Annotated in this window: 25 protein-coding genes; 6 read left to right on the top strand and 19 right to left on the bottom strand. The window is 72.1% G+C overall.

All coding sequences use genetic code 11. The annotated features are described in order from the left end of the window. Nucleotides 1–19: 19 nt before the first annotated feature. A complete protein-coding gene (locus tag IF54_RS0133630; protein ID WP_030325766.1) occupies nucleotides 20–412 on the bottom strand; it encodes a VOC family protein in 393 nt (130 codons plus the stop codon). A gap of 204 nt (nucleotides 413–616) precedes the next feature. Here IF54_RS0133630 and IF54_RS0133625 point away from each other — a divergent pair, with 204 nt between their 5' ends. Then, the gene (locus IF54_RS0133625) at nucleotides 617–1,324 is read left to right on the top strand and encodes a dienelactone hydrolase family protein (protein WP_030325763.1); all 708 of its coding nucleotides are present in this window, start codon (nucleotides 617–619) and stop codon (nucleotides 1,322–1,324) included. Nucleotides 1,325–1,400: 76 nt separating this feature from the next. On the opposite strand, the gene infA is transcribed toward IF54_RS0133625, so the two are convergent. Together infA and IF54_RS0133615 are read right to left on the bottom strand one after the other, a co-directional pair. After that, nucleotides 1,401–1,625, bottom strand: coding sequence for a translation initiation factor IF-1 (infA, locus tag IF54_RS0133620; protein WP_030325761.1), 225 nt, complete (start codon nucleotides 1,623–1,625; stop codon nucleotides 1,401–1,403). After that, nucleotides 1,622–2,413 carry a GNAT family N-acetyltransferase gene (locus IF54_RS0133615; RefSeq protein ID WP_030325758.1) on the bottom strand — a complete coding sequence of 264 codons (792 nt, stop codon included), beginning with the start codon at nucleotides 2,411–2,413 and terminating at the stop codon, nucleotides 1,622–1,624. Before IF54_RS0133615 ends, infA begins: the two co-directional genes overlap by 4 nt. Nucleotides 2,414–2,708: 295 nt before the next feature. Between IF54_RS0133615 and IF54_RS0133610 the strand changes: the two genes are divergently transcribed. After that, nucleotides 2,709–3,164, top strand: a complete 456-nt coding sequence (locus IF54_RS0133610; protein ID WP_030325757.1) for a pyridoxamine 5'-phosphate oxidase family protein — start codon at nucleotides 2,709–2,711, stop codon at nucleotides 3,162–3,164. Nucleotides 3,165–3,168: 4 nt separating this feature from the next. On the opposite strand, the gene IF54_RS0133605 is transcribed toward IF54_RS0133610, so the two are convergent. After that, the gene (locus IF54_RS0133605; protein ID WP_030325756.1) at nucleotides 3,169–4,074 is read right to left on the bottom strand and encodes an oxidoreductase; all 906 of its coding nucleotides are present in this window, start codon (nucleotides 4,072–4,074) and stop codon (nucleotides 3,169–3,171) included. A 102-nt stretch (nucleotides 4,075–4,176) separates the two neighbouring features. Beyond that, a complete protein-coding gene (locus IF54_RS0133600; protein ID WP_030325755.1) occupies nucleotides 4,177–5,961 on the bottom strand; it encodes a sugar phosphate isomerase/epimerase and 4-hydroxyphenylpyruvate domain-containing protein in 1,785 nt (594 codons plus the stop codon). 216 nt (nucleotides 5,962–6,177) lie between these two features. Between IF54_RS0133600 and IF54_RS0133595 the strand changes: the two genes are divergently transcribed. Next, on the top strand, nucleotides 6,178–6,972 hold the full coding sequence (locus IF54_RS0133595) for an IclR family transcriptional regulator (RefSeq protein WP_030325754.1): 795 nt from the start codon (nucleotides 6,178–6,180) through the stop codon (nucleotides 6,970–6,972). 126 nt (nucleotides 6,973–7,098) lie between these two features. Here the strand turns inward: IF54_RS0133595 and IF54_RS0133590 are convergent, their stop codons facing one another. Together IF54_RS0133590 and IF54_RS0133585 are read right to left on the bottom strand one after the other, a co-directional pair. Beyond that, nucleotides 7,099–7,983: an NAD(P)-dependent oxidoreductase gene (locus tag IF54_RS0133590; protein ID WP_030325751.1), complete on the bottom strand. Its 885-nt coding sequence runs from the start codon at nucleotides 7,981–7,983 to the stop codon at nucleotides 7,099–7,101. Between the two features lie 94 nt (nucleotides 7,984–8,077). After that, nucleotides 8,078–8,821, bottom strand: a complete 744-nt coding sequence (locus tag IF54_RS0133585) for a tRNA-dependent cyclodipeptide synthase (protein ID WP_030325749.1) — start codon at nucleotides 8,819–8,821, stop codon at nucleotides 8,078–8,080. A gap of 183 nt (nucleotides 8,822–9,004) precedes the next feature. On the opposite strand from IF54_RS0133585, the gene IF54_RS0133580 reads away from it, so the two are divergent. Then, entirely contained in the window at nucleotides 9,005–9,907 is a 903-nt protein-coding gene (locus IF54_RS0133580; protein WP_030325748.1) for an amidohydrolase family protein, read from the top strand. Between the two features lie 101 nt (nucleotides 9,908–10,008). On the opposite strand, the gene IF54_RS0133575 is transcribed toward IF54_RS0133580, so the two are convergent. The 3 genes from IF54_RS0133575 to IF54_RS0133565 form a co-directional block, all read right to left on the bottom strand. Next, nucleotides 10,009–11,331 (bottom strand): aldehyde dehydrogenase family protein, encoded by a 1,323-nt coding sequence (locus IF54_RS0133575; protein WP_030325747.1) that lies wholly within the window; start codon nucleotides 11,329–11,331, stop codon nucleotides 10,009–10,011. Between the two features lie 101 nt (nucleotides 11,332–11,432). Then, nucleotides 11,433–12,620, bottom strand: a complete 1,188-nt coding sequence (locus IF54_RS0133570) for an RNA polymerase sigma factor (RefSeq protein ID WP_030325745.1) — start codon at nucleotides 12,618–12,620, stop codon at nucleotides 11,433–11,435. After that, nucleotides 12,620–12,976, bottom strand: a complete 357-nt coding sequence (locus tag IF54_RS0133565) for a YciI family protein (protein WP_030325743.1) — start codon at nucleotides 12,974–12,976, stop codon at nucleotides 12,620–12,622. Before IF54_RS0133565 ends, IF54_RS0133570 begins: the two co-directional genes overlap by 1 nt. A 94-nt stretch (nucleotides 12,977–13,070) precedes the next feature. Here IF54_RS0133565 and IF54_RS0133560 point away from each other — a divergent pair, with 94 nt between their 5' ends. Continuing rightward, the gene (locus IF54_RS0133560) at nucleotides 13,071–14,117 is read left to right on the top strand and encodes an acyl-CoA dehydrogenase family protein (protein ID WP_030325741.1); all 1,047 of its coding nucleotides are present in this window, start codon (nucleotides 13,071–13,073) and stop codon (nucleotides 14,115–14,117) included. Nucleotides 14,118–14,305: 188 nt separating this feature from the next. Here the strand turns inward: IF54_RS0133560 and IF54_RS0133550 are convergent, their stop codons facing one another. From IF54_RS0133550 to IF54_RS44245, 7 genes are all read right to left on the bottom strand, one after another. Continuing rightward, nucleotides 14,306–15,160 (bottom strand): alpha/beta fold hydrolase, encoded by an 855-nt coding sequence (locus IF54_RS0133550; RefSeq protein WP_051735638.1) that lies wholly within the window; start codon nucleotides 15,158–15,160, stop codon nucleotides 14,306–14,308. Nucleotides 15,161–15,249: 89 nt separating this feature from the next. Continuing rightward, nucleotides 15,250–16,392 (bottom strand): LLM class flavin-dependent oxidoreductase, encoded by a 1,143-nt coding sequence (locus tag IF54_RS0133545; protein WP_030325737.1) that lies wholly within the window; start codon nucleotides 16,390–16,392, stop codon nucleotides 15,250–15,252. 30 nt (nucleotides 16,393–16,422) lie between these two features. Continuing rightward, on the bottom strand, nucleotides 16,423–17,607 hold the full coding sequence (locus IF54_RS0133540; RefSeq protein ID WP_030325735.1) for an SfnB family sulfur acquisition oxidoreductase: 1,185 nt from the start codon (nucleotides 17,605–17,607) through the stop codon (nucleotides 16,423–16,425). A gap of 5 nt (nucleotides 17,608–17,612) precedes the next feature. Next, complete coding sequence (gene ssuE / locus IF54_RS0133535; RefSeq protein ID WP_030325734.1) at nucleotides 17,613–18,167, bottom strand: NADPH-dependent FMN reductase; 555 nt, start codon at nucleotides 18,165–18,167, stop codon at nucleotides 17,613–17,615. 68 nt (nucleotides 18,168–18,235) lie between these two features. Further along, nucleotides 18,236–19,453, bottom strand: a complete 1,218-nt coding sequence (locus IF54_RS0133530) for an acyl-CoA dehydrogenase family protein (RefSeq protein ID WP_030325733.1) — start codon at nucleotides 19,451–19,453, stop codon at nucleotides 18,236–18,238. A gap of 13 nt (nucleotides 19,454–19,466) precedes the next feature. Further along, nucleotides 19,467–20,582: a dimethylsulfone monooxygenase SfnG gene (sfnG, locus tag IF54_RS0133525; RefSeq protein ID WP_030325732.1), complete on the bottom strand. Its 1,116-nt coding sequence runs from the start codon at nucleotides 20,580–20,582 to the stop codon at nucleotides 19,467–19,469. Between the two features lie 119 nt (nucleotides 20,583–20,701). Next, on the bottom strand, nucleotides 20,702–20,779 hold the full coding sequence (locus IF54_RS44245) for a putative leader peptide (RefSeq protein WP_350786652.1): 78 nt from the start codon (nucleotides 20,777–20,779) through the stop codon (nucleotides 20,702–20,704). 144 nt (nucleotides 20,780–20,923) lie between these two features. Here IF54_RS44245 and IF54_RS0133520 point away from each other — a divergent pair, with 144 nt between their 5' ends. Next, a complete protein-coding gene (locus IF54_RS0133520; protein WP_030325731.1) occupies nucleotides 20,924–21,844 on the top strand; it encodes a LysR family transcriptional regulator in 921 nt (306 codons plus the stop codon). Nucleotides 21,845–21,951: 107 nt separating this feature from the next. Here the strand turns inward: IF54_RS0133520 and IF54_RS0133515 are convergent, their stop codons facing one another. Next, the gene (locus IF54_RS0133515; protein ID WP_030325729.1) at nucleotides 21,952–22,140 is read right to left on the bottom strand and encodes a hypothetical protein; all 189 of its coding nucleotides are present in this window, start codon (nucleotides 22,138–22,140) and stop codon (nucleotides 21,952–21,954) included. 54 nt (nucleotides 22,141–22,194) lie between these two features. Then, the gene (locus IF54_RS0133510) at nucleotides 22,195–24,261 is read right to left on the bottom strand and encodes an MMPL family transporter (RefSeq protein ID WP_030325727.1); all 2,067 of its coding nucleotides are present in this window, start codon (nucleotides 24,259–24,261) and stop codon (nucleotides 22,195–22,197) included. Nucleotides 24,262–24,311: the final 50 nt, after the last annotated feature.

Below are 24,311 nucleotides of genomic sequence, written 5' to 3'. Positions count from 1 at the left end.
GAACAGGGTGGCGGGAGGGTCAGGCGGCGGGCTGGAGCAGGTCCCAGCGGTTTCCGTACAGGTCCTGGAAGACGGCGACCGAGCCGTACGGCTCGTGGCGCGGCTCCTCCAGGAAGGTCACGCCCGCGGCGAGCATCCGGGCGTGGTCGCTGGCGAAGTCGTCGGTGTGCAGGAAGAACCCGACGCGACCGCCGGTCTGGTCCCCGACCCGGGCGCGCTGGTCCTCGTCCTTGGCGCGGGCCAGCAGCAGGTCGGTGCCGCCCTCACGGGCGTCCGGGCGCACGACGACCCAGCGCGAGCCGTCGGGGCGGGGGGTGTCCTCGACGAGCCGGAAGCCGAGGGCCTCGGTGTAGAAGCGGATCGCCTCGTCGTAGTCGTCGACGACGAGGGTGACCAGGGCGACGCGTCTCATCGGAGCCTTCCGGGAGGGGTGGTTGACGGGAGAGGTTATACGTAAAACGTCAGAGACGCCAGTCTCTTCCTCCAGGGCCGCCACAGGCGGGCCGAGGGGCGCGCGACAGGCTGGCCGGAGGGCGTGTGACAGGCTGGCGATCACCGCCGGGGTCCCGCCCCGGCGCCCCCCCACCACAGGTCTGCCGCACAGGAGTCGAGCACCGTGACCGAACTGCCGAAGTCGACCGGAGAACCCGCCCACCAGAACGTCACCTTCCCGAGCGGTGGTACCACCGCGCACGGCTATCTGGCGCTGCCGCCGGCCGGGAGCGGCCCGGGCGTCATCGTCATCCAGGAGTGGTGGGGTCTGACCGACCACATCGCCGACGTCGCCGACCGGCTCGCGGCGGAGGGCTTCGTCGCCCTCGCACCCGACCTGTACGGCGGCAACGTCGCCCACGAGGACGCGGAGGCCCTGCGGATGATGCAGGAGCTCCCGGTCGGGCGGGGCGTGGAGCTGCTCTCCGGGGCGGTCGACCACCTGCTGTCGCTGCCCGAGGTCACCTCGGAGACCGTGGGCGCGGTCGGTTTCTGCATGGGCGGCGGATTCGTGCTGTACCTGGCCGCGGCCGATCCACGGGTGAGCGCGGCCGTGCCGTTCTACGGGGTGATCCAGGGCGAGCTGCCCGACTTCTCCGGGCTGCGGGCGGAGATCCTGGGCCACTACGGCGAGCTCGACGAGAGCATCCCGGCGGAGCACCTGGACGCCCTGCGCGAGACGGTCAGGGAGCAGTCCGGGATCACGCCCGACCTGCGCATGTACCCGGCCGGCCACGCCTTCTTCAACGACGGCCGCCCGGTCCACGACCCCGAGTCCGCCGCCCTGGCCTGGCAGCGCACGGTGCCCTTCCTGCACGAGCGGCTGGGCTGAGCCCGGCGGGGCTCCGGTCGGGCGGACGCCCTGACCGGAGCCCCGGTTCAGCTGCTGCCGGGGATGCCGACCGGCGTCAGTTCCGGTACCGGAAGACTATCCGGCCGCGACTGAGGTCGTACGGCGGGAGCTCCACCAGGACCCGGTCCTCCAGCATGATCTTGATGTAGTGCTTGCGGATCTTCCCGCTGATGTGCGCGAGCACCTGGTGGCCGTTCTCCAGCTCCACGGTGAACATGGCGCTGCGCAGGCACTCGACGACCCGGCCCTCGACCTCGATGACGTTCTTGTCCTTCGTCATCGCACCAGCTCCAGGTTGCTGCTCGTCGGGCGGGCGCCGACGCCCGCGAACAGTGCCGAGGCCGCCCGGTTGGTCTCCTGGACCTCGGCCCAGGCCTCGGTGAACCCGGCGCGGTGCAGTGTTCCCAGGGCGTGGGCCAGCAGGGCCCTGGCGATACCGCGCCGCTGTGCGCCGGACCGGACCGCGAGCAGCCCGATGCGCGGCCGGATCACCGTCACCACCCGGATCAGGCCCAGGTAGCCGTCAGGTGCAGCGGCCACCGCGTACTTCGACGGGTCGACGACGGTGTCGCCCTCGGGGAAGGGGATCACCTCCGCGGGCATCGACTGCCAGCCGGCGCCCGCCTCGACCTCCTCGCGGATCGCCCCGTCCACCGCGCGCAGCAGACGTTCGTCCGCCTCACCGGCCGGCACGATCGTCACGCCGGGCGGCGGAAGGACTTCTCCGAGCCCGGTGAGACGCGGGTCGGTCGGCACGGCGTACTCCCCTTCACGACGCCGGACGGTGAACCCGGCTCGTAGCCAACGGGCCGTCAGTTCTGTGTCGGCTTCGTCGACGACCGTGTACAGGGGCGCCGGAAGGGCCGCCTGCATCGCCTCGGCGAGCCGGTCGAAGGGGGCCTCGTGCCAGGCGTCGATGCTGACGAACAGGCGTCCGTCCGGCCGGTGCAGGGCATGCCCGCGGCCGACCACCAAGTCGTCGTCCAGGGCGTGCCATTGTCTGTCCGCGACCCGGGTGACCGTCACCGCGTGCCCACTCGGACGGGTGGGGAAAGGCTGTGTGTTCATCGGAGTCTCCCTCCAGGAGTGCCTCGATCTCAGGCGCTCCCGGCGACACCGAACGTCAGCCGCCGGACCGTGACGGAGTGAGGGAGCACCCACGGGTAACTGCGTTCACGGGGCTCACCTCCCTACGACGATTCACGATCCACCGGGAACCTAGCAGCGTCGCGCCGCCGCGCTCAAAGGCTTTTTGCCGTCGGCCCCTTCCCGTGGGCGAAGGCCTCTTCGGGTGGGCTCGGTCGAGGGTCTTAGGGCCCGGGACCGAGGCGCCGGTGACCGGGTCAGGGGTAGCCTCCCGCCCATGACGATCACCGAGAGCCGCGCCCCCGAGCAGCGCAAGCGCGACGTACTGGCCCGCCTGGAGCGGGAGACGGACATCTGGGTGGCCTCCGCCGACGCCGAGGGGCTGCCCTGTCTGGTCGCGCTGTGGTTCGTCTGGCACGAAGGGTGCGTGTGGCTGTCCACCCGGATCACCAACCCCACGGGCCGCAATCTGCACGACGGCGGCCGCACCCGGCTGGCCTTCGGGGACACCCAGGACGTCGTGCTCATCGACGGTGACGTGCGGACCTACGGCGGCCAGGACGTACCGGCCGGGGCGCTCGACGCGTTCCTGGCCAAGCACGGCTGGGATCCGCGCGAGGACAGCCCGTCCTACGCCTTCTTCGAGGTGCGCCCGCGCGCGGTGCAGGCCCTGCACGGCATCCACGAGATGCGCGGGCGGCACATCATGAAGGACGGCACCTGGGTGGTATGACCGCTCAACCCGCCTTGCGATGCAGTGAGTTCAGCGTGTCGAGTTCGTCGTCGGTGAGCCGGAGCGCGCCCGCCGCGACGTTCTCGGCGAGGTGGTCCGGGTTGCCGGTGCCGGGGATCGCGAGGACGTGCGGGCCCTGGGCGAGGGTCCAGGCGAGCCGGATCTGGGCGGGGGTGGCGCCGTGCGCCTCGGCGATCGCCAGGACCGCCTCGTCGTGGCCGGTGGTGGCTCCCTGCTCGCCGCCCTCGCCGGCGATGGCGTAGAACGGCACGAAGGCGATGCCCTGTTCGCCGCAGATCCGCAGCATCTCGTCGGTGCCCGGGTTGCCGGAGCCCAGCCCGAACCGGTTCTGGACGCAGACCACGGGTGCGACGGCCTGCGCCTCGGCGAGGTGGCGGGGTGAGACGTTCGAGATGCCGAGGTGCCGGATCAGTCCCTTGTCCCGCAGTTCGGCCAGTGCCCCGAAGTGCTCGGCGATCGAGTCCTGCCCCATCCGGCGCAGGTTGACCACGTCGAGGTGGTCGCGGCCGAGCTGCCGGAGGTTCTCCTCGACATGGCCGCGCAGGTCCTCCGGCCGGGCCGAGGTCCCCCACTCCCCGGAGTAGTCCCGGTACGGCCCGACCTTGGCGACGATGACGAGGTCGTCGGGGTACGGGGAGAGCGCGCTGTTGATGATCTCGTTGGCGGAACGCAGCGAGGAGAAGTAGAAGGCGGCCGTGTCGATGTGGTCGACACCGAGCTCGACCGCTCTGCGCAGCACCGCCACGGAGCGCGCGCGGTCGCTCGGGGTGCCGAGGTGGAAGGCCGCGCTGCCGGTCAGCCGCATCGCGCCGAAGCCGATGCGGTTCACGGTGAGATCGCCGAGTGTCCAGGTGCCTGCCGCGTCCGCGGTGATCGTTTCGGAGGTCATCGGCGGATGATGGCACACCCGGCACCGGCGGATGACGACACACCCGGGACCAGCGGATGACGGGACACCCCGGACCCGCGACCGGCGCGAATTCCCGAACTCCTACCTGCGCTGTGCGGCCAGCCGGACGGGCGCGTTGGCCGCGCCGAAGCCGCGGTAGCCGCCGGAGCGTTGCACGAACTCGAAGAACACCTGCCCGACCGTCTCGGTGTAGCAGTGGCGGAACTCCCCGCCCTGCTCGTCGCGGTCGTAGAGGATGCCGAGTTCGCGGAAGGTCTCCAACTCCCCTTCCGGGAAGTCGAACCGGGCCTCCAGGTCGTCGTAGTAGTTGGCGGGGATTTGCAGCAGCCGCGCCCCGGCCGCACGGAAGCCGCGCACCGCCGCGACGAGGTCGTCGACGGCGAACGCCACGTGCCGGGCGCGCGTTCCGCCGTCCTCCTCCGGGGAGGGCGCGAGGTTGAGGACGAGTCGGGGCCCGTCCGCGGCGGAGGAAGCGGACAGGGCCCGGCTGCGGAACAGGCCGTAGGGGTCGGCGAGTTCCACGGTGTCGTGGGGGCTCAGGCCGAGGACCGTGCGATGGAACAGCACGGCCTCGTCGAAGTGGTGCCAGGGCTGGGTGAAGGCGAGGTGGTCGATCGCCGTGCGGCCGGCGGGGGCGCTGTCCGCCGTGCGGGCGAAGTCGTCGGTCCAGCTGGGGAGTTCGGGGCGGCCAGTGGCGCAGAAGAGGACTTCGGTGCCGTCCGGGGCAGCGATGGACTCCAGGGGGACGTCCTGTGCGCTCCGGCGTTTCGGCAGGGCGGGCGCGAGCAGGGCTTCGGCGCGGCGGGCGGAGGCTTCCGGATCCGCCGTCTCCAGGCCCACGGCGGCCAGCGTGGTGTCCGTACGGCGGCCTGCGGCGCCCGCGTTGACCAGGACCCTGGCCTCGTCCCGCGCCCAGAGGTCGACCGGCTTGCCGTGGTGGCGGGCGGTGCGGGTGAAGCCGAGGGCCGTGAGGAGTGCGCCGACGGGTTCGGGGTCGCTGGTGGCGAGTTCCGCGAAGGCGACCCCTGAGGGGACCACCGGGGCCGGGAGCGGCAGGACCCCGGCGGTCTCCTCCAGGGCGAGCAGGGAGCGCAGGCCGTCCAGGGCGGTGCGGCCCGCGTCCGCCTGGCGGAACACGTCGTTGAAGACCTCCAGGGACAGGGGGCCTTCGTACCCGGCGTTCAGGACGTGCCGCAGGAGTCCGGCGACGTCGAGGCCGCCCTGGCCGGGGAAGCAGCGGTGGTGGCGGCTCCACTGGAGGACGTCCATGGCCATGCGGGGCGCGTCGGCGAGCTGGAGGAAGAAGATCTTCTCGCCCGGGATGTCCTCGATGCCCTTCGGGTCGGAGCCGCGGGAGAGGATGTGGAAGCTGTCCAGGCAGGTGCCGAGCGCCGGGTGCCCCGCGGCCTCGACGATGCGCCAGGCGTGGTCGTAGGTGCTGACGTGCCGCCCCCACGCGAGCGCCTCGTAGGCCACCCGGACGCCGGACTCCCGGGCCAGGTCGGCGAGTCGGCTGAGCTGCTCGGCGGCGAGGGAGTCGTCGTCCACCGCCCGCGGGGACACGCTGGAGCAGACGAGGACGGTGTCGGCGCCGAGCCTGCGCATCAGCTCGAACTTGTGCCGGGCGCGCCTGAGGTTGCGGGTGAAGTCCTCCTCGGAGACGGCCTCGATGTCCCGCATCGGCTGGTACAGGTCGATGCTGAGGCCCAGGTCGGCGGTGCGGGCGGCGATCTCCTCCGGGGTGAGGGGGCTGGCCAGGAGGTCGTTCTCGAAGATCTCGACCCCGTCGAATCCGGCGCGGGCGGCGGCGGTGAGTTTCTCGGTGAGGGTGCCGCTGAGGCAGACGGTGGCGATGGACTTACGCATGGTCGCTCCCTGTCACTGAGACTCCCCGTTGGACCACTAGACGGATCACTCGATCCACTCTGCGGTCAGCCTAGGACGCGCGTGGCGTCCGAACAAGGGGCCGGATCCCCTCCATCGGGAGGAGTCCGACGAAGATTTCCGGTATCGCGTGGTTTCCTGGGTCCGCAGAGCGGACTACGGTCGGACCATCAGCGGACGCGACGGGGAGGCAGTCGGGTGAGCGAGGGACGGACGCGGGCGGAGGGCGAGCCCGACCAGCAGTCGGGCGGGGTGCGCAGTGTGCGGCGGGCCTTCGACATCCTCACCCTGCTGACCGAGGACCGGCCCGTGATCACCCTGCGGGAGATCACCGAGGCGACCGGGCTCGCCAAGACGACCGCGCTGCGGCTGGTGCAGACCCTGGAGGAGTCGGGGCTGCTGGGCGCGCACCCGTCCGGCTACACAGCGGGGCCGGCCCTGTGGCGCTGGGCCTATCTGGCGCGCGGCCAGTGGGAGGTGCCGCAGGAGACCCGCAAGGTGATGCGGGACCTCGCGGACCGGCTTGGCGAGACCGTCAACCTCTTCGTGGCCCGGGGCGTCCACCGGATCTGCGTGGCCCACGAGGAGAGCCCGCATCCGCTGCGCCATGTCGTGGACGTGGGTGACGAGCAGCCCCTGTGGGCCGGCGCCTCCTCGAAGATCCTGCTGCGGGACGCCTCGGAGACGTTTCTGCGCCGGGTCGCGGCCACCTCACCGCAGGGCGAGGAGCAGGCCGGGCGGCTGCGGACCTGGGCCGCGGAGGCAGCCGAGCGCGGGTACGCCGTCAGCAGCAGCGAGTTCGACGAGGGGCTCACCGCCGTGGCGGTCCCCGTCACCGGGCGCACGGGCAGGGTCGTGGCCTCCCTCTCCGTGAGCGGGCCCAGCCACCGCTTCCCGTACGAGGCGGTGGAGCGGTTCGCCGGCGAGCTCGCGCAGGGCGCCCGGCTCATCTCCGACCAGGGCTTCAGTCACCCGCTGAGCAGCGAGACCTGACGCGCGGGGCGTTCATCACCCGGTTCACGCCTGCTCCGCCACGCTCACGTACTGCCCCGCCACGCTCACGCCTGCCCCGCCACGCTCACGCCTGCCCCGCCGCTCTCCATGCAGGCTCCGCCACGCTCACGCCTTCTCGTCGAAGCTGGCGAAGTACGCGGCCGCCATGTCCTCGTCGCCATGTCCCTGCGCGGCGGCCCGCTCGAAGCGTTCCGCGCTCGCGGCGGCCACGTCCAGGCGTACGCCGCCGCCCGCACCCGCCTCGACGATGAGACGGGCGTCCTTGGCGGCGGTGGAGACCGCGAACTGGGCCGGGGACAAGCGGCCCTCCAGGATCAGCCCCGACTTCGCGCGCAGGTAGCCCATGTCGAGCGGTCCGCCGTCGATGGCGTCGAAGAAGCCCTGCGGGTCGACGCCGAGGGCCTTGGCCAGGGCGAGCGCCTCCCCCGCCGCGTTGGTCACCGACAGCACCCAGCTGTTGGCCACCAGTTTCAGCTTGGTCGCGCTGCCCTCGGCCCCGTCCTCCCCGGTCCACACCGTGCGCGCGCCGACGGCGTCGAACACCGGCGTGACCGTGTCACGGGCGGCGACCGGTCCGGCCGCGAGGACGAGCAGCTGACCGGCCTCGGCGGGCTGGCGGGTGCCCAGCACGGGGGCGTCGAAGAAGACCAGCTGATGCTCGCGGGCGAAGGCGGCCAGGTCGGAGATCGCCTCGACGCCCGCGGTGGTCGACTGCACCCAGGCGATGCCCGGGCGCAGGCCCTCGGCCGCCTGGCGCATCACGTCCAGGGCCGCGGGGCCGTCGTACAGCATGGTCAGGACGACATCGGCGCCCCGTACCGCCTCGGTGGGACTGCCGGCGATCGCGACGCCGTCCTCGGCCAGCGGCCGCGCCTTGTCGGGGCTGCGGTTCCAGGCGCGGACGGCGTGTCCGGCGCGGGCCAGGTTGCGGGCCATGGCGGCGCCCATGATGCCGGTGCCCAGGACGCTCACGGTGAGTTTGTCGGTCATGACGTCAACTCTCTGCGGGGGTGCGGTGGTGCTGTCCGGTGTCGAGCTTGCCGGAAGCGGCGCGGGACGGCACACCCCGGGTCCCGGTACGGCGTCAGCGCGCCGCCGGGAGCGGTTCGACCGTGACGAAGCCCTGGGTGTCCGCGGCCGGGAGCAGGGCGTCCGGGCCGTAGAGGAAGCCCGCGAGGGCCGGGGTGGCCCGGTAGGCGAAGACGGAGGCCGGGACGCCAAGGATGCCCGGGGTGTCCAGGAGGAAGGGCAGCTCGCTGTCCAAGTACTCGGAGCCCGCTGTCAGTTGGCCGGTGGTCGGGGTCCAGCCGGCCGGCATCGTGGTGCGCAGGACGCCGGAGACCATGCGGGTGCAGGTGGCGTGGAAGGCGGCCTGTTCCCGGTGGGCGCGGGCGATGCGCTCGCGGGCGGCGCGGTACGCGGGGGTGTCGTGGAAGGCGTGGAACTGCGCGACGCGGAGGCGGTCGGGGTCCAGTCGCGCGGTGTCCACGGCCCGGGCGACGCGGTTGGCCGTCTGGCGTACGTCGCGGTGGGCGCGGGCGCGGGCGTGCCGGGGTTCGTAGCCGCGGCCGAGATAGGTGCAGGCGACGGTGTCGGTGCCGGGGTGGGCGATCTCGATCCGGGCGAAGCGGGCTGCGGCCCAGCGCAGCAGCGCGACGAGCCGGTCCTCGGAGAAGTAGCCGTTGCCGGGGCTGATCCCGAGGAACACGTGGTGCCCGGCCTCGACGAGGCCCGCGCAGCGCTCGGAGAACGGGGTGGCGACGAAACCGTCGCCTCGGTGGCTCTCGACCGGGGGTGTCCAGGTCGTCGGCATCGCCCACTCGTGCATCGTCGCCCCCCGTGTCCCGCAGTGCTGCGCTCGTCGTCTTCGAGGGTAGGAGAGCCGGTCGGCGCGTCGGCTCCGCCGCCGGGGAACTCCCGCGGATGGGCGAACGGTATGTGACGGACGCCTCACCGCGCCGCCCGCGGAAGGTCTCGCCTCGTCGGCCGCTCAGGGCGGAGGGTGGGCGGCATGAACGATCACCGCGTGGCGCCCGTCAGCGAGGAGGCCGGTGAGGTCCGGCGCTTCTGGGAGCGCCTCGGCCTGCCGGGGCTGGTCGACGTCCACACCCACTTCATGCCCGAGCGTGTCCTGCACAAGGTCTGGGACTACTTCGACTCCGTCGGACCGCTCACCGGTGGCATGGAGTGGCCGATCACCTACCGCACCGCGGAGGCGGAGCGCACGGCCGTCCTGCGGGGGTTCGGCGTCCGGGCCTTCACCGCGATGCTGTACCCCCACAAGCCCGGCATGGCCAGGTGGCTGAACGGCTGGGCCGCCGACTTCGCCGCCCGCACCCCGGACTGTCTGCACACCTGCACGCTCTACCCCGAGCCGGACGTCGAGGCCTACGTCCAGGAGGCCGTGGAGGCCGGCGCGCGGGTGTTCAAGGCCCATGTGCAGGTGGGCGGCTACGACCCGGCCGACGCACTTCTCCAGCGGGCGTGGGGCGTGCTGGCCGAGGCCGGTGTCCCGGTGGTGATCCACTGCGGATCCGGGCCGGCGCCCGGCAAGCACACCGGCCCCGAGAACATCGCGCGGGTGCTGGCGAGGCACCCGAGGCTGCGGCTGATCGTCGCGCACATGGGGATGCCGGAGTACACGGAGTTCCTGGACCTCGCCGAGCGGTACGAGGAGGTGCGGCTGGACACGACGATGGCGTTCACCGACTTCACCGAGGCGTTCATGCCGTTCCCCGCCGCGGAGCTGCCCCGGCTCACCGCGCTCGGCGACCGGATTCTGCTGGGCTCCGACTTCCCCAACATCCCCTACGCCTACCTGCACCAGCTGCGGTCGCTGGAGCGCCTCGGGCTGGGCGACGCGTGGCTGCGGGCGGTGTGCCACGACAACGCGGCGGCCCTGTTCGGCCTGTGACACCGCCCGCCCTCGCCGGTCGGACGGTTCGGCCCCTGAGACACCACCCGCGCCCGGCGTTCAGACGACTTGGCCCGTGACACCACTCGCGCGCCCGGCGGTCAGACGAGCGGCTTCTCCAGGATCGCCTTGCGGTGGCTGAAGGTCTCGATGGAGTAGCGGCCGTGGTAGTTGCCCATGCCGCTCTCGCCCACCCCGCCGAACGGCAGGTCGGAGACGGTGAGATGGGCGAGCGGCAGACCGTACCCGAGGCCGCCGGAGGAGGTCTCGTCGGCGATACGGCCGCGAGTGGTGTCGGAGTCGGTGAAGACGTACAGCGCGAGCGGCTTGTCGCGGTCGTTGATGAAGTCGATGGCGGCGTCGAGGCCGTCGACGGTGACGATCGGCAGGATCGGGCCGAAGATCTCCTCCCGCATGACCGGAGCCTCGGGGTCGACGTCGGCGAGGACGGTGGGCGCGATGTACTTGGCCGTACGGTCGCTCTCGCCGCCCACGACCGTGCGGCCGGAGTCCAGCAGACCGGTGAGGCGGTCGAAGTGCCGTTCGTTGATGATGCGGCCGTACTCGCCGGAGGCGGCCGGGTCGGCGCCGTAGAGCGTCTCGACGGCCTTCACGAACAGGGGCTCCAGGGCCGCCGCGGTCTCCGGGTCGGTCAGGACGTAGTCGGGGGCGACACAGGTCTGTCCGGCGTTGAGGAACTTGCCGCGGACCAGCCGGTCGGCGACCACGGCGAGGTCGGCGTCGCGGTCGACGAACGCCGGGGACTTGCCGCCCAGCTCGAGGGTGACCGGGGTGAGGTGCTCGGCGGCGGCGCGCAGGACGATCCGGCCGACCGTGCCGTTGCCGGTGTAGAAGATGTGGTCGAAGCGCTCGGCGAGCAGGGCTGTGGTCTCGGGGACACCGCCCTCGACGACGGCCACCGCGTCGGTGTCCAGGTAGGCGGGGACCAGCCGGGCGATGGCCGCCGAGGTGGCCGGGGCCAGCTCGCTCGGCTTGGCGACCACGGCGTTGCCCGCGGCGAGGGCACCGACCACCGGGGCGAGCAGCAGCTGGGCCGGGTAGTTCCAGGGGGCGATGACGAGGACCACTCCGAGCGGGTCGTACTGCGTCCACGCGGTGGCGTCGGCGCCCAGGTGCGCCGGGACCGGCGCGGACTCGGGGCGCAGCCAGTCGGTGAGGTGCTCCAGGGTGTGGTCGATCTCGCGGATCGTGAAGTCGATCTCGGTACGGAAGGCCTCGGTGGAGCTCTTGCCCAGGTCGGCGTGGAGCGCGGCGGCCAGCTCGGTGCCGTTTTCCGTGAGCAGCTCGCGCAGGCGGCGCAGCTGGGTCGTGCGCCATTCGACGGGCTTGGTGCGACCGCTGCGGAAGGTGGCGCGCAGTCGGGCGACGACGTCGGCGGGCTGCTCGGGGGCGGGATGGTTCACGGGTGCCTCGCTGGGGTGCGCGGGCCTTGCGGCCTGGGTCAAGACGGTCAGATGTATATTGCAACCTTTTTGGGGCCAAGGAAATTCCCGGAGGATCGGCACTACTTTCCGTCACGGCTCGTGAGCGACTGCCGTCGCGCCGCCAGGTACGTGCGTTCCGCCGGGTTCTCGGTGAGTTCGGCGGCCCTCGCGTAGGCGTCCGCGGCCTCCGCCCCGCGGTCCAGGCGGCGCAGCAGGTCGGCCCGGACGGCGTACAGGACGTGGTAGCCGTCGAGGTCGAGGGCGTCGACGAGGGCGAGCGCCTCGGCCGGCCCGTCCGTCTCCGCCACGGCGACCGCGCGGTTGAGGGCCACCACCGGACCGGGAGCCACGGCCATGAGCTGGTCGTACAGCCGGCGGACCTGGTCCCAGTCGGTCGGTGGCTCGCTGTGCACGGCCTGGATGGCCGCCTGGATCTGGTACGGCCCGGGCCGGTTCCGGCGCAGACACCGCCGTTCGAGCGACTGACCCTCCGCGATCAGGTCCCGGTCCCAGCGGGTGGGGTCCTGCTCGGACAGGGGGACGAGGGCGCCGGTGCCGTCGGTGCGGGCGGCTCGGCGTGACTCGATGAGCAGCATCAGCGCGAGCAGGCCGGTGGCCTCGGGTTCGTCCGGCATCAGCTCGGTCAGCAGCCGGCCCAGGCGTACGGCCTCCTCGCACAGCTCGGGCGTGCCGCCGTAGCCCTCGTTGAAGATCAGGTAGACCACGGCGAGGACCCCGCCGAGCCGGTCCGGCAGGTCGGCGTCGCGGGGCACGCGGTACGGGATGCGGGCGTCGCGGATCTTGGCCTTGGCGCGGACCAGGCGCTGGGCCATGGTCGGTTCGGGGACCAGGAAGGCGCGGGCGATCTGCGCGGTGGTGAGACCGCCGAGCAGCCGCAGGGTCAGGGCGACCCGGGCCTGGGGCGCGAGCGCGGGATGGCAGCAGGTGAAGAGGAGGCGGAGCCGTTCGTCGTGCACGGGGCCCTCCTCGGGCGGTGGGTCAGGGGTGTGCAGCAGAGCGGCCTCGGTGTGCCGGGCCTCCCGGGTGGACTCGCGGCGCAGCCGGTCGACGGCCCGGTTGCGGGCGGTGGTGATGATCCAGCCGGCCGGGCTGGGCGGCACACCGGTCTCCGGCCAGCGCCGGACCGCTGTGGCGAAGGCGTCCTGGACCGCTTCCTCGGCGAGGTCGATGTCACCGAGGAAGCGGACCAGAACGGCGACCGCACGGCCGTACTCCGCGCGGAAGACCGCCTCGATGTCGAGGGTCATCAGTCCTCGGACTGGTGCTGGAAGGGCCGCACCTCGATGGGCAGGGTGGTCGCCAGAGCCGCCTTGCGCCCCCACTCCAGGGCCGCGTCGAGGTCCGGCGCCTTCACGATGCACAGGCCGCCGAGCTGTTCCTTGCCCTCGGCGTACGGCCCGTCGGTGATCAGCACGTCGCCGTCGCGGGGGCGCAGCACGGTCGAGGCGTCGGGTCCGTGCAGACCTCCGGCGAAGACCCACGCGCCGGCCTCGCGCAGCTCCTGGTGGAAGACGTCGAGCCGTTTGCCGATCTCGGCCATCACCTCGGGCGGGGGCAGCTCGTCCCAGCCGGGCTGCATGACGTTGAGCAGGTAGTACCCCATGGCGTTCTCCTTCTGTGAGCTTGTCTCACCTCCTACACGAACGCCACACCCCCGGATCGACACCGCGCGCGACGGGATCGGGAGAATCTTCCTCATGACCTCCGCACCGCACCCGCTGCTCGCCACCGCCCGCACGCTCGCCGACGGTCTCCTCGCCCCGCAGGCGGCACGGGTCGACCAGGAGGGGGTGCCGGTGAGCCACATCGAGGCGATCAGGCGGTCGGGGCTGCTCGGGGTGAGCGCACCGGTCGAGTACGGCGGTGCGGGCGCCCCCGACGCGGTGGCGCGGGAGGTCCAGGAGATCCTCGCCGGGGCCTGCTGCTCGACCTGGTTCGTGCAGACCCAGCACCACACGCCGGTGCGGATGCTGGCGCAGACCCGGCTGCCGGTGCGGGAGCGGCTGCTGCGGCCGCTGGCGACGGGGGAACTGCTGGCCGGTATCGCGTTCGCGCACGTCCGTGCCTTTCCGCGGGTGCCGGTGCGGGCGACGGCCGAGCGGGGCGGCTGGCGGTTCGACGGGGCGGTGCCCTGGTACACCGGCTGGGGCCTGAACGACGTGATGCTGCTGGCCGGGGTGACCGAGGCCGACGAGGTGGTGTTCGCCTTCACCGAGGCCCGCGAGCAGGCGGGCCTGCGGGCGTCGGAGCCGATGCGGCTCGCGGCGCTCACGGCGTCCCGGACGGTCTCCCTGGCCCTGGACGGTCTGTGGCTGCCCGACGATTCGGTGGTGCTGCACAGCCCGCAGAAGAAGTTCGCGCTGGTCGACCAGCCCCGCAACACCAACGCCTCCCCCGCCGTCTTCGGCGTCGCGTACGCGGCGCTCCGGGTCCTGGAGGACGCGGGCGAGCCGGAGACCGCCAAAGCGCTGCGCGGTCGCCTCGACGAGGTGCGCGCGCAGGCGTACGCGCTGGCCGGTCATCCCGTCCCGCACGAGCGCATCGCCGAACGGCTGGCCCTCAAGACGCGCTCGTACGACCTGATGCGCGCGGCCACGACCGCGGCGGTCGTGGCCGGCGGCGGCCGCGCCACGGCCCTCGACGCCATGGCCCAACGGCTCTTCCGCGAGGGGATGTTCCTGCTGGTGCAGGGGCAGACGGCGGAGGTGCGGCGGGCGCATCTGGAAGCACTGGCGAAGAGCTAGTGCCCCGTCAGCCGACGTTCGCCGTGTCGACCACCTCGCGCGAGCAGCCGCGTCACATCGACCGGCGTTTCCTCAGTTCGGCGAGCCAGGGCCGTATCTGTCCGTCGTCGTGCAGGCAGCCGCCGCTCTCGCCCACGAGGAAATCGATTCCGTACGGGCGGTTCAGTCCCAGGCGGTCCCGTCCTCCCTCACCCACCCCGCGGCCCAGCGATCGTCCTCGCCGCGCACTGGTCGAGGAGGGCCGCCAAGAGTGCGGCGGGGGCGTCCTCCTGGACCAAATGGCCTGCGCCGGGGATCGGTTCGAGGTGTGCTCCCGGGATGCGGGACACGAGGTCCCGGCCCTTTTCCGCGGGGATCCAGGTGTCGTCCTCGCCCCAGCACACCAGGGTCGGAACCGTGATCTCGCCGTAGCGGTCCTGCACTTCGTCGGTGTGACGCTGGTCGGCCTGGGCGATCTGGCGGTAGAACGCGGCCTGACCCACCTCGCCGAGCCAGGGTTCGACGAGCCTGTCGAGAACCGTGGGATGCAGGCCTGGGCTGCTGGCAGAGCTGACGTACTCACGGACCAGCGCCCGGTGCAGGGCGGCCGGAAGCCGGTCGAAGACCTCGGAGTGCTCGCCGACGAGCCTGAAGAACGGTGACCCCCAAGGGGCCAGCGCGACCGGGTCGACCAGGGTGAGCGTGCGGTAGCGGGCCCCGTGCAGGAGATGGGCCCGGAGGGACACCGCGCCGCCGAAGTCATGGGCCACGACACGGGGTTCGGCCAGGCCCCAGTGCGTGAGCAGTTCGGTGAACACCCGACCCTGGGCCGCGAGGGAGACGTCCTGGCCGTCGGACATCTCCGAGGTGCCGTAGCCGGGCATGTCCCAGACGAAGACGTGGTGGCGGCGGGACAGGGCGCGGGCGATGTCACGCCAGACATAGGACGAGAAGGGCGTGCCGTGCAGGAGGACGACCGGGTCTCGGCCTGTGCCCCCGAGGGTGTCCCAGCGGACCTCACCGGAGCTGCTCCGGAAGGTCCTGGTCAACTGCCAGTCGCTCACGTGCTGTTCCTCTCGTCGGTGCCGCCTGTGAGCGTACGGGTGGCCTCATCCCATCGCGAGCGACATCCTTGCCGGACGGTACGGCCTCTTCAGCTCGCGAAGGGCACCTGCGCCGCGGGGGCGGCCGTCCTGCCGGACGGGTGCTGCCACAGGCCCTGTGCGGCCAGGCGCGGAAGGACGCCCTCGCCGAACCAGTACGCCTCCTCCAGGTGCGGGTAGCCGGAGAGCACGAACTCGTCGATGCCGAGGGCGTGGTACTCCTTGATCCGCTCGGCGACCTCGTCGTGGCTGCCGACCAGCGCGGTGCCCGCTCCACCGCGCACCAGGCCGATGCCGGCCCACAGGTTGGGGTGGATCTCCAGACGGTCGCGGTCGCCGCCGTGCAGGGCGAGCATCCGCTGCTGTCCCTCGGACTCGCTGCGGGAGAGACCGGCCTGCACCGACCTGACGGTCTCGGCGTCGAAGCCCGCGAGGAGCCGGTTCGCCTCGGCCCAGGCCTGTTCGGAGGTGTCGCGGGTGATGACGTGCAGGCGGATCCCGAAGCGCAGGGTGCGGCCCTGCTTCGCCGCGAGTCCCCGGATCCAGGCGATCTTCTCGGCGACCTGCGCGGGCGGCTCTCCCCAGGTGAGGTACACGTCGACGTACTTCGCGGCGACCTCACCCGCGATCGGCGAGGACCCGCCGAAGTAGACCTCGGGCACCGGGTCGGGCACCCGGGCCAGCTTGGCGTCCTCGACCCGGAGGTGCTCGCCGTCGAGGTCGACGGTCTTGCCTTCCCACAACCCCCGGACCACCTCCAGGAATTCTCCGGTACGGCGGTAGCGCGCGTCCTTGTCGAGGAAGTCCCCGTAGGCGCGCTGCTCGTGGCTCTCCCCGCCGGTGACCACGTTGAGCAGGAGCCGTCCGCCGGACTGGCGCTGGAAGGTGGACGCCATCTGGGCGGCGAGCGTCGGCGAGACGAAGCCGGGCCGGAAGGCGACCAGGAACTTCAGCCGCTCGGTGTTCTGGCTGACCATCGCGGTCGTCAGCCACGCGTCCTCGCACCAGGCGCCCGTGGGGGTGAGGGCGCCCACGAAGCCCAGGTCCTCGGCCGCGCGGCCGATCTGGCTCAGATAGGCGACCGTCGGCGGCCGGTCCTGTCCGGAGACCGTGGCCGGTGTGCCGTGACCGCCGCCCACGACATGGCGGCTGTCGCCGTTGGTGGGCAGGAACCAGTGGAAGGTGAGGGACATGTGGGGGTCTCCGATCTCTGGAAGGTGCCGTCAGAGGAGGCCGTGGCGGGGTGGCCGGGTGCCGTTGAGCACGTGACGGCCGAGGTGCTGGATCTTCCAGCGGGTCGGGTCGTGCAGGGTGTGGGTGCGGGCGTCGCGCCAATGGCGGTGCAGATTGAGGGAGTTCAGGGCCGAGCGGGTGCCGGCGACCTCGAAGAGGGCGCTCGCCACCTCCACCGCGGCCTGGGCCGCGGACACCTTGGCCGCGGCGACCGCGAGGGACGCCTCGGCCGCCGAGTCGTCGGTCAGGTCGGCCTGCGCCCGGTCGACCGCGCGGGCGGCTTCCCGCAGCAGCGCCTCCGACGACCGCACCTGGAGGGCCAGTTCACCGAAGCGCTGGATCAGCAGGGGGTCCTCGGCGGCCGTCTCGACACCGCTCTCGAACCACGGGCGGCTCTTGGTGCGGACGAACTCGGCCGCCTCGGCGAGCGCTCCCCCGGCGATCCCGGTGTCGATGGCGGCGTGCAGCAACTGCGCCACGGCACCGTGGAGTTGGGGCCCCTTGAAGGTGAGGTGGTGGGGCAGCACACGGTCGGCCGGGACCGCCACGGAGTCGAGACGGACGGTGCCGCTGGCCGTCGTGCGCTGGCCGAGGCCGTCCCAGTCGTCGACGACGGTGACGCCGGGGGCGTCCCTGGGCACGTAGGCGACGTGCAGCTTGTCGTCGCCGGCCCGGGCCAGCACCGGGATCCAGTCGGCGAACAGGGCGCCGGTGGAGTAGTGCTTGACGCCTTCGAGGCGGTAGGAGCCGTCGGGCAGCGGGTGCAGGCGGGTGCGGATGTCCTGGACGTGCTGGGTGCCCGCCTCCGACTGGGCGTTGCCGAACCGGCGTCCGGCGAGCAGCTCGGCGAAGAAGAACTTCCGCTGTTCGTCGGTGCCCTGACGGCGGATCACGTTGACGTAGGCGAAGTGGCTCTGCGGGATCTGGGCCAGGCTCGCGTCCGCGGAGGCGAGCAGCCGGAAGATCTCGGCCAGGGTCAGCGCGGCCACGTCCGCTCCGCCGTGCTCGGCGGGGACGGTGACGGCGAGCAGCCCCGAGGCGGAGAGACGGTCCAACTCCGCGCGCGGGAGCCTGCGTTCGGCGTCCCGGGCGGCGGCGCCGGTGCGGAACTCCGCGGCGAGCGACGCGGCGGCCGCGAGGGCCTCCGCGTCGTCGGCGATCACATGGGCGGACATGCTCGTCAGCTCGCCGCCGCCAGGACCGGCCGGTGGCCCAGTGCGGTCGAGAACTGGTCGACGACCTGGGCGAGGGCCTCGGTTGCCACAGGGGCCACGGTCAGCGAACCGTCGTCGTGCACGGTGATGTCCCTGTCGAGGGTGAACCAGCCCTGCACGATGTGGGCCGCGCCCATGGAGCTGAGGACGGGGCGCAGGGCGTAGTCGATGGCGAGGACGTGGGCGGTGGAACCGCCGGTGGCCAGGGGCAGCACGGTCTTGCCGGCCAGGGCGTACTGCGGGAGCAGGTCGAGGAGCGCCTTGAGCACTCCGGAGTACGACGCCTTGTAGACGGGGGTGCCGACCACGACCCCGTCGGCGCGGGCGAACAGCTCGGTGGCCTCGACGATCGCCGGGTGCGTGAAGTCGGCGCCGAGCAGGGCCTCGGCGGGGATCGTGCGCACGTCGAGCGGGATCACCTCGTGGCCCTGGGCGGCGAGGCGCCGGTCGAGGTGGCGCAGCAGCCGGTTGGTGCGGGAGGAGGCGGAGGGGCTGCCGGAGACGGACAGGACGGTGGCCATGCGGTCCTCTTTCGGGGAGGAGGGCGGGGCGCCCCCCGTTCAGGAGGGGACGCCCCTGCGGGAAGCGGTCAGGAGTACCAGGTGGGTTCGGGCAGTTCGCCTTCCAGGACCCAGCGGCCGACCTCGCGCCGCTTGTAGGCGACGGGGTCGTGCAGGGTGTGGGTGCGGACGTTGCGCCAGAACCGGTCCAGGCCCTCCGAGGTGGCCGTGGAGCGGGCGCCCGTCACCTCGAAGATGCGGCCTGCGATCTCCAGGGCCACGTCGGTGGCTCGGGCCTTGACAGCGGCCACCCGGACCTCGAAGTCGCCGCGGGTCTTCTCGGTGACCGCGTCGGGGTCGTCGTGCAGCTTCTGTCCCTCGGCGGCGACGGCGTCGGCGAGGGCCTCGGCCGCCCAGAGCTTGGCGGTGAGGTCGCCGTAGGTGTCGATGACGTACGGCTCGTCGACCGCGCGCTCGAAGCCGCCGTGCAGCCAGGAGCGGGACTTCTCGCGGGTGTAGGTGGCGGCCGTCTCCAGCGCGCCACCCGCGATCCCGAGGTAGAAGTTGACGAAGACCAGCTGGATGGTGGGGACGTTGAGGGTGTTGTAGACGCGCGGCCGGAACACCTTGTCGACGTATCCGGCGGCCGACGACCAGGGGGTGCGGACGCCGTCGAGGGTGACGCCGCCGCTCTCGGTGAGGCGCTGGCCGATGTTGTCCCAGTCGTCGTGGAAGGCCAGGCCCTCGGAGTCGGAGGGCACGATGGCGAAGATGTGCTGGTCGGTGCCTTCCAGGACGCCTTCGAGGACGGTGACGTCGGAGACCTTGCTGCCGGTGGAGAAGGACTTGCGGCCGGTGTAGACGAGGTCGTCACCGTCCTCGGTCACGACGACGTCCTGGTCGCGCGGGTTGACCGCGCCGCCGAAGAACCAGCGGTTCCGGGAGGCCTCGGCCTCCACGTGCTCCCACTGCTCACGGGTGCCGACCAGGCGGGCGGCCCAGAACCACAGGTAGTGGTAGCCGAGAAGCTGGCCGATGGAGCCGTCGGCCTTGGCGACCTCGCGGACAACCCGGTACGCGGTGGGCCAGTCCTGGCCTCCGCCCCCGTGTTCGGCGGGACCGAGGAGGGTGACGAGCCCGGCGTCCTTGAGGAGCTGGACCTCGGCATACGGGGTGTTCCCCGCGCGGTCGCGGGCGGCGGCGTCGGTGGCGAGGACGGCAGCGACCTCGGCGGCGCGGGCGATCCAGTCCTCGGCGGTCTCGGGGGCGGGACGGTTCTGCCAGTCGGTGCGGGTGACGGTGCTCATCTCGGTGACCTCCTCAGACCTGGGCGGGGACGGGCTCGTGGTCGGGCAGCTGGGCTTCGAGTTCGCGGACCAGCGGGAGCACTCGGCTGCCGAAGTACTCGACCTCCTCGTGGTAGTGCAGGAAGCCGAGCAGGAGCAGGTCGACGCCGAGCTTCTTGTAGGCGACGATCCGCTCGGCGACCTGCTCCGGGGTGCCGATGAGGCCGGTGCGGAAGCCGTCGTTGTACTGGACGAGGTCCTCGAAGGAGGAGTCCTGCCACATGCCCTTCTTGTCGCCGGTGGACTGTCCGGCCTGCTTGACGGCCGCGCCGAAGCCTTCCACGGCCTCGTGGTCGGCCTGGGCGACGATCTCCCTGAGCGTGTCGCGGGCCTCGGCCTCGGTGTCGCGGGCTATGAGGAAGCCGTTGAGGCCGAACTTCGGTGCGGTGCGCCCGACTTCGGCAGCGGCCTTGCGGACGTCGGTGATCTGCTCGGTGACCCCGTCGAAGTCCTTGCCGTTGGAGAAGTACCAGTCGGAGACCCGGCCGGCCATCTGCCGGGCGGCGGTGGAGTTGCCGCCCTGGAAGATCTCGGGGTGCGGGCGCTCCTCGGTGTTGAGGGGCTTCGGCTTGAGCGAGAAGTCGCGCAACCGGTAGAAGTCACCGGCGAGTTCGGCGTGGTCCTCGGTCCAGATCCTCCGCAGGGCGGTGATGAACTCCTCGGAGCGTCGGTAGCGTTCGTCGTGCTCCAGCCAGGGCTCTCCCAGGGCGGTGAACTCGCCCTTGAACCAGCCGGACACGACGTTGACCGCGAAGCGGCCCTTGGAGAGGTGGTCGGCGGTGGCGCCGAGCTTGGCGAGGACGCCGGGGTGCCACAGGCCGGGGTGGACGGCGGCGATGACCTTCAGGCGCTCGGTGGCGAGCAGCAGCGCGAGGCTGAAGCTGGTCGACTCGTGCTGGTACTCGGCGCCGTAGCTGGCCATGTAGCGGACCTGGCTGAGGGCGTACTCGAAGCCGTTGTTCTCGGCGAGGACGGCGAGTTCGCGGTTGTAGTCGTAGCCCCAGTCGGTGCGCTGCTCGATCTTGCTGGTGACGAGTCCCCCGCTGACGTTGGGGACCCAGTAGGCGAATTTCACGGGCGCGGCAGGCATGCGTGACTCCTGTTGCGGAATGTTTCCGGGCACGCCGAATTCACAGCAGGGGCCCGGACGAGGGCTGGCTGAATTCGGGTGGGAAAAAGAGGAAAGCGCGGCGGATCGGAGAGGGTTGATCAGGCCGCGGCGCAACAGGAGGCGCTGGAGACGCGCGCGAGGTCGACATGGCGTCGCCGCGTGAGGTCCAGTCGCATCTTCATGTCGTCGATCGTGACAGCCGCCCGGGAGAGGCGTCAAGGAAAACCCGACCGGTCTCGTATCGCGGACCATTGAATTTCACGAACGTGTGACAGGGAAACCCTTGAACCGGCCGGGAAACGGACCGCATTCTGCGGGGCATGCGGACGGAACAACTGGAATACATCGCCGCGGTGACCCGGCTCGGCTCATTGCGCCGGGCCGCGGAGGAACTGCGTCTTTCGCAGCCCGCGTTGAGCGAGACCGTGCGAAATCTGGAACGGGAGCTCGGGGTCGACCTGCTGGAGCGCAAGCGGTCCGGAGCGACGATGAGCGCGGAGGGCCGGGAGCTGCTGCCGCACATCGTCGGCGTGCTGGAGGCCGTGGACCGGTTGCGGGCGGCAGCGGGCGAGCAGCACCGCATCAGCCGTATGGTCCGCGTGGGAACGGTGAACGCGGCGACCGTGCCGCTGCTCATTCCGGCCGTCGAGGACTTCCGGGCCGCGCACCCGGTCACCCAGGTCGAGGTGGTCGGTGCGCAGCAGACCGAGATCCACCGGGCGCTGTCGGAAGGCGGGTTCGACCTGGGGCTGGTCAACCACCTCGACGGCGACGACACACCGGCCGGTTTCGAGTCGGCGCAACTGCTGCGCGGGCGGCCGGTGGTGTGTCTTCGCCCGGACAGCCCGCTGGCCGCGCGCATGTGGGTGACGGTGGACGATCTGCTGACCCAGCCGTTGATCGCGATGCGTACGGGGTATGTCATGCACCGCTTCGTGCACCGGCTGCTCGACGGCCGTGACGCTTCCTTCGCGTACTCCACCGACGGCGCCGAGATGGGCAAGCTGATGGTGGCCGAGGGGCTGGGGGTGACCGTGCTCCCCGACTTCAGCGTGGTCGGGGATCCGCTGGAGCGGCAGGGCACGATCACCCACCGGCCGATCGAGGGGGACGCCACCCGGGTGCTGCTGATGCTTCAGCGCCGCAGGGCGGAGTCCGTGCCGCGCGCCGCGCACGACCTGCACGAGGTGTTCGTGCGCCGGGCCCGACAGCTGGGCGGGACGCTCACCCCGCCCAGGTGAACCGCCCGTTCGGGTGCCGCCCCGCCCGGTGAACCTCCTGGCCGATCCTCGTCCCGCCCGGTCGAACCTCTCGGCAGGTTCTCGTCCCGCCCGGGTGCACCGCCTGTTCAGTCCTCGTCGCGCCCCGGGACCACCACGAGGAACGCGTCGGACTGGATGTCCATCACCACGGTCGCGGGCTCACCCTGCGCCCGCCTCTGTGCCGCGTACTCCTCTGCCGGCCACGATCCGCGCGGAGCTCCCGCTGGAAACCGCTCCAACACCTTCGCGCTCATAGCGGCAGACACCTCCAACATCGCTGACGAACCGTCTTGTACCGTTCCGGTTGCCCCGGATCCGGGCGGACATGTTCACGTCTTGTCGGTTCCGCCGACGGACGTCGGCCACCAGACACGGGCCCCGATGTCGCGCACCAGCGCAGGCACGAGCAGGGACCTGACCACCAGCGTGTCCAGCAGGACGCCGAAGGCGACGATGAAGGCGATCTGGGCGAGGAACGCCAGCGGGATCACCCCGAGGGCGGCGAAGGTGGCGGCCAGCACCACGCCCGCGGAGGTGATGACCCCGCCCGTGGTGACCAGTCCGCGTGTCATCCCCTGCCGTGGTCCGTGCCGCAGGGACTCCTCGCGGACCCGGGACATCAGGAAGATGTTGTAGTCGACGCCGAGGGCGACGAGGAACACGAACCCGTACAGCGGCACCGAGGGATCGGCGCCGGTGAAACCGAACACATGGCGGAAGACCAGGGCCGAAACGCCCAGCGTGGTCAGGAAGTTCAGGGCCACGGTGGCGACCAGCAGCACGGGCAGCAGCAGCGAGCGGAGCAGCACGACCAGGATGAACAGGATGATCGCGAGGACCACCGGGACGATGAGGGTGCGGTCGTGCTCCGCGGTGCGCAGGGTGTCGTACTGCTGGGCGGTGTAGCCACCGACGAGGGCGTCCGCGTCCGGCACCTCGTGCAGGGAGGTGCGCAGCCGGGCGACGGTCTCCTTGGCGGTGTCGCTGTCGGGGGCGGCGGTGAGGGTGACGTCGACACGCACCCGGCCGTCGACGACCAGCGGGGCTCCGCCGGGGCGGCCGGAGGCGCTCACCGCTGCGGCGGAGGCGACGCCCTCGGTGTCCCGGGCGGCCCGGACGACCTCGGTGAGCCGGTCGGCGTCCGCGACGATCACGGCGGGGTTGCCCGAGCCGGCCGGGAAGTGCCGGCTCAGGGCCTGCTGGGCGGCGACCGAGGGGGCGTCGTCGACGAAGGTCTCGTCGAGGGGGACGCCCCTGGAGGTGAGGGCGGGCGCGAAGGCGGCGCCCGCCAGCAGGACGACGAGGGTGAGCGTCCAGACCTTCCGGGGCGCCCGGTCGACGAGAGCGGCGATCCGGTGCCAGACGCCCTCGCGCCGCTCGTCGGCGGGGCGGGGGCGGGCGGGCCAGTAGGCGGCGCGGCCCAGCAGGGCGAGGGCGGCGGGCAGGAAGGTCAGGGAGGTCAGGACGGCGCAGGCGATGCCGATGGCACCGACCGGGCCGAGGGCGCGGTTGTTGGTGAGGTCGCTCAGCAGCAGGGCGAGCAGGCCGAGCGCCACGGTCGCCGCGCTGGCGACGATCGCGGCCCAGGACCGCCGCAGCGCCGCCCTTGCGGCGGTGAACCGGTCGGCGCCGCGGGCGAGTTCCTCGCGGCAACGGGCGGTGAGGAGCAGGGCGTAGTCGGTGGCGGCGCCGATCACGAGGATGGAGAGGATGCCCTGGACCTGTCCGTCGACGCGGACGACGTCGTGGTCGGCGAGGGCGTACACCACCGCGCAGGCCGTGCCCAGGGCGAAGACCGCCCCGAGGATGATGACCAGCGGCAGGAGCACGCTGCGGTAGACGAGCAGCAGGATGAGCAGGACGACGGCCAGCGCGACGGCGAGGAGCAGTCCGTCGATGCCGGCGAAGGCGTCGGACAGGTCGGCCTGGGTGGCGGCCGGTCCGGCGAGTTGCACGGTCGCCCCGGGGACGCGCTCGGCGGCGGACCGTATCCGGTCGAGGGTGCCGGGGAGGGCGTCCCCGAGATCGGGGCGCAGCGGCACCACGCCTTCGAGGGCCTCCCGGTCCTCGGAGGGGATCGCGGGCGACACCTGGCCGGCGACTCCGGGGACGCCGTTGAGGGAGCCGAGCACCCGGTCGGCGTCCGCCTTCCGGTCGGCGACCGCGGTGCCGGTCCAGACGACGATCACCGGCAGGGTCTCCTGCTGCCTGAAGGCCCTCTGCTCCGCGATGACCGCGGTGGACTCAGCGCTGCGGGGCAGGAACGCCGCCTGGTCGTTGGTGGCGACCTCACCGAGCCGGCCAGCGAAGGGACCGAGGGCACCGCCGGCGACGAGCCAGAGCGCCAGCAGGAGAACGGGGACGAGCACACGGGTGCGGCGAGCGGCGGGGGACATCGGTCTCCAGGGTCGAGGGCATGTACCTCAATGAAAAACTATCTCAATCA

Origin of the sequence: Streptomyces sp. NRRL B-3229 (genome assembly GCF_000719505.1) — a bacterium.
In the GTDB taxonomy this organism is placed as follows: Bacteria; Actinomycetota; Actinomycetes; order Streptomycetales; family Streptomycetaceae; genus Streptomyces; species Streptomyces griseorubiginosus.
The sequence above is the reverse complement of the archived record's forward strand: the minus strand, read 5'-3'. Positions and strand labels throughout refer to the sequence as shown.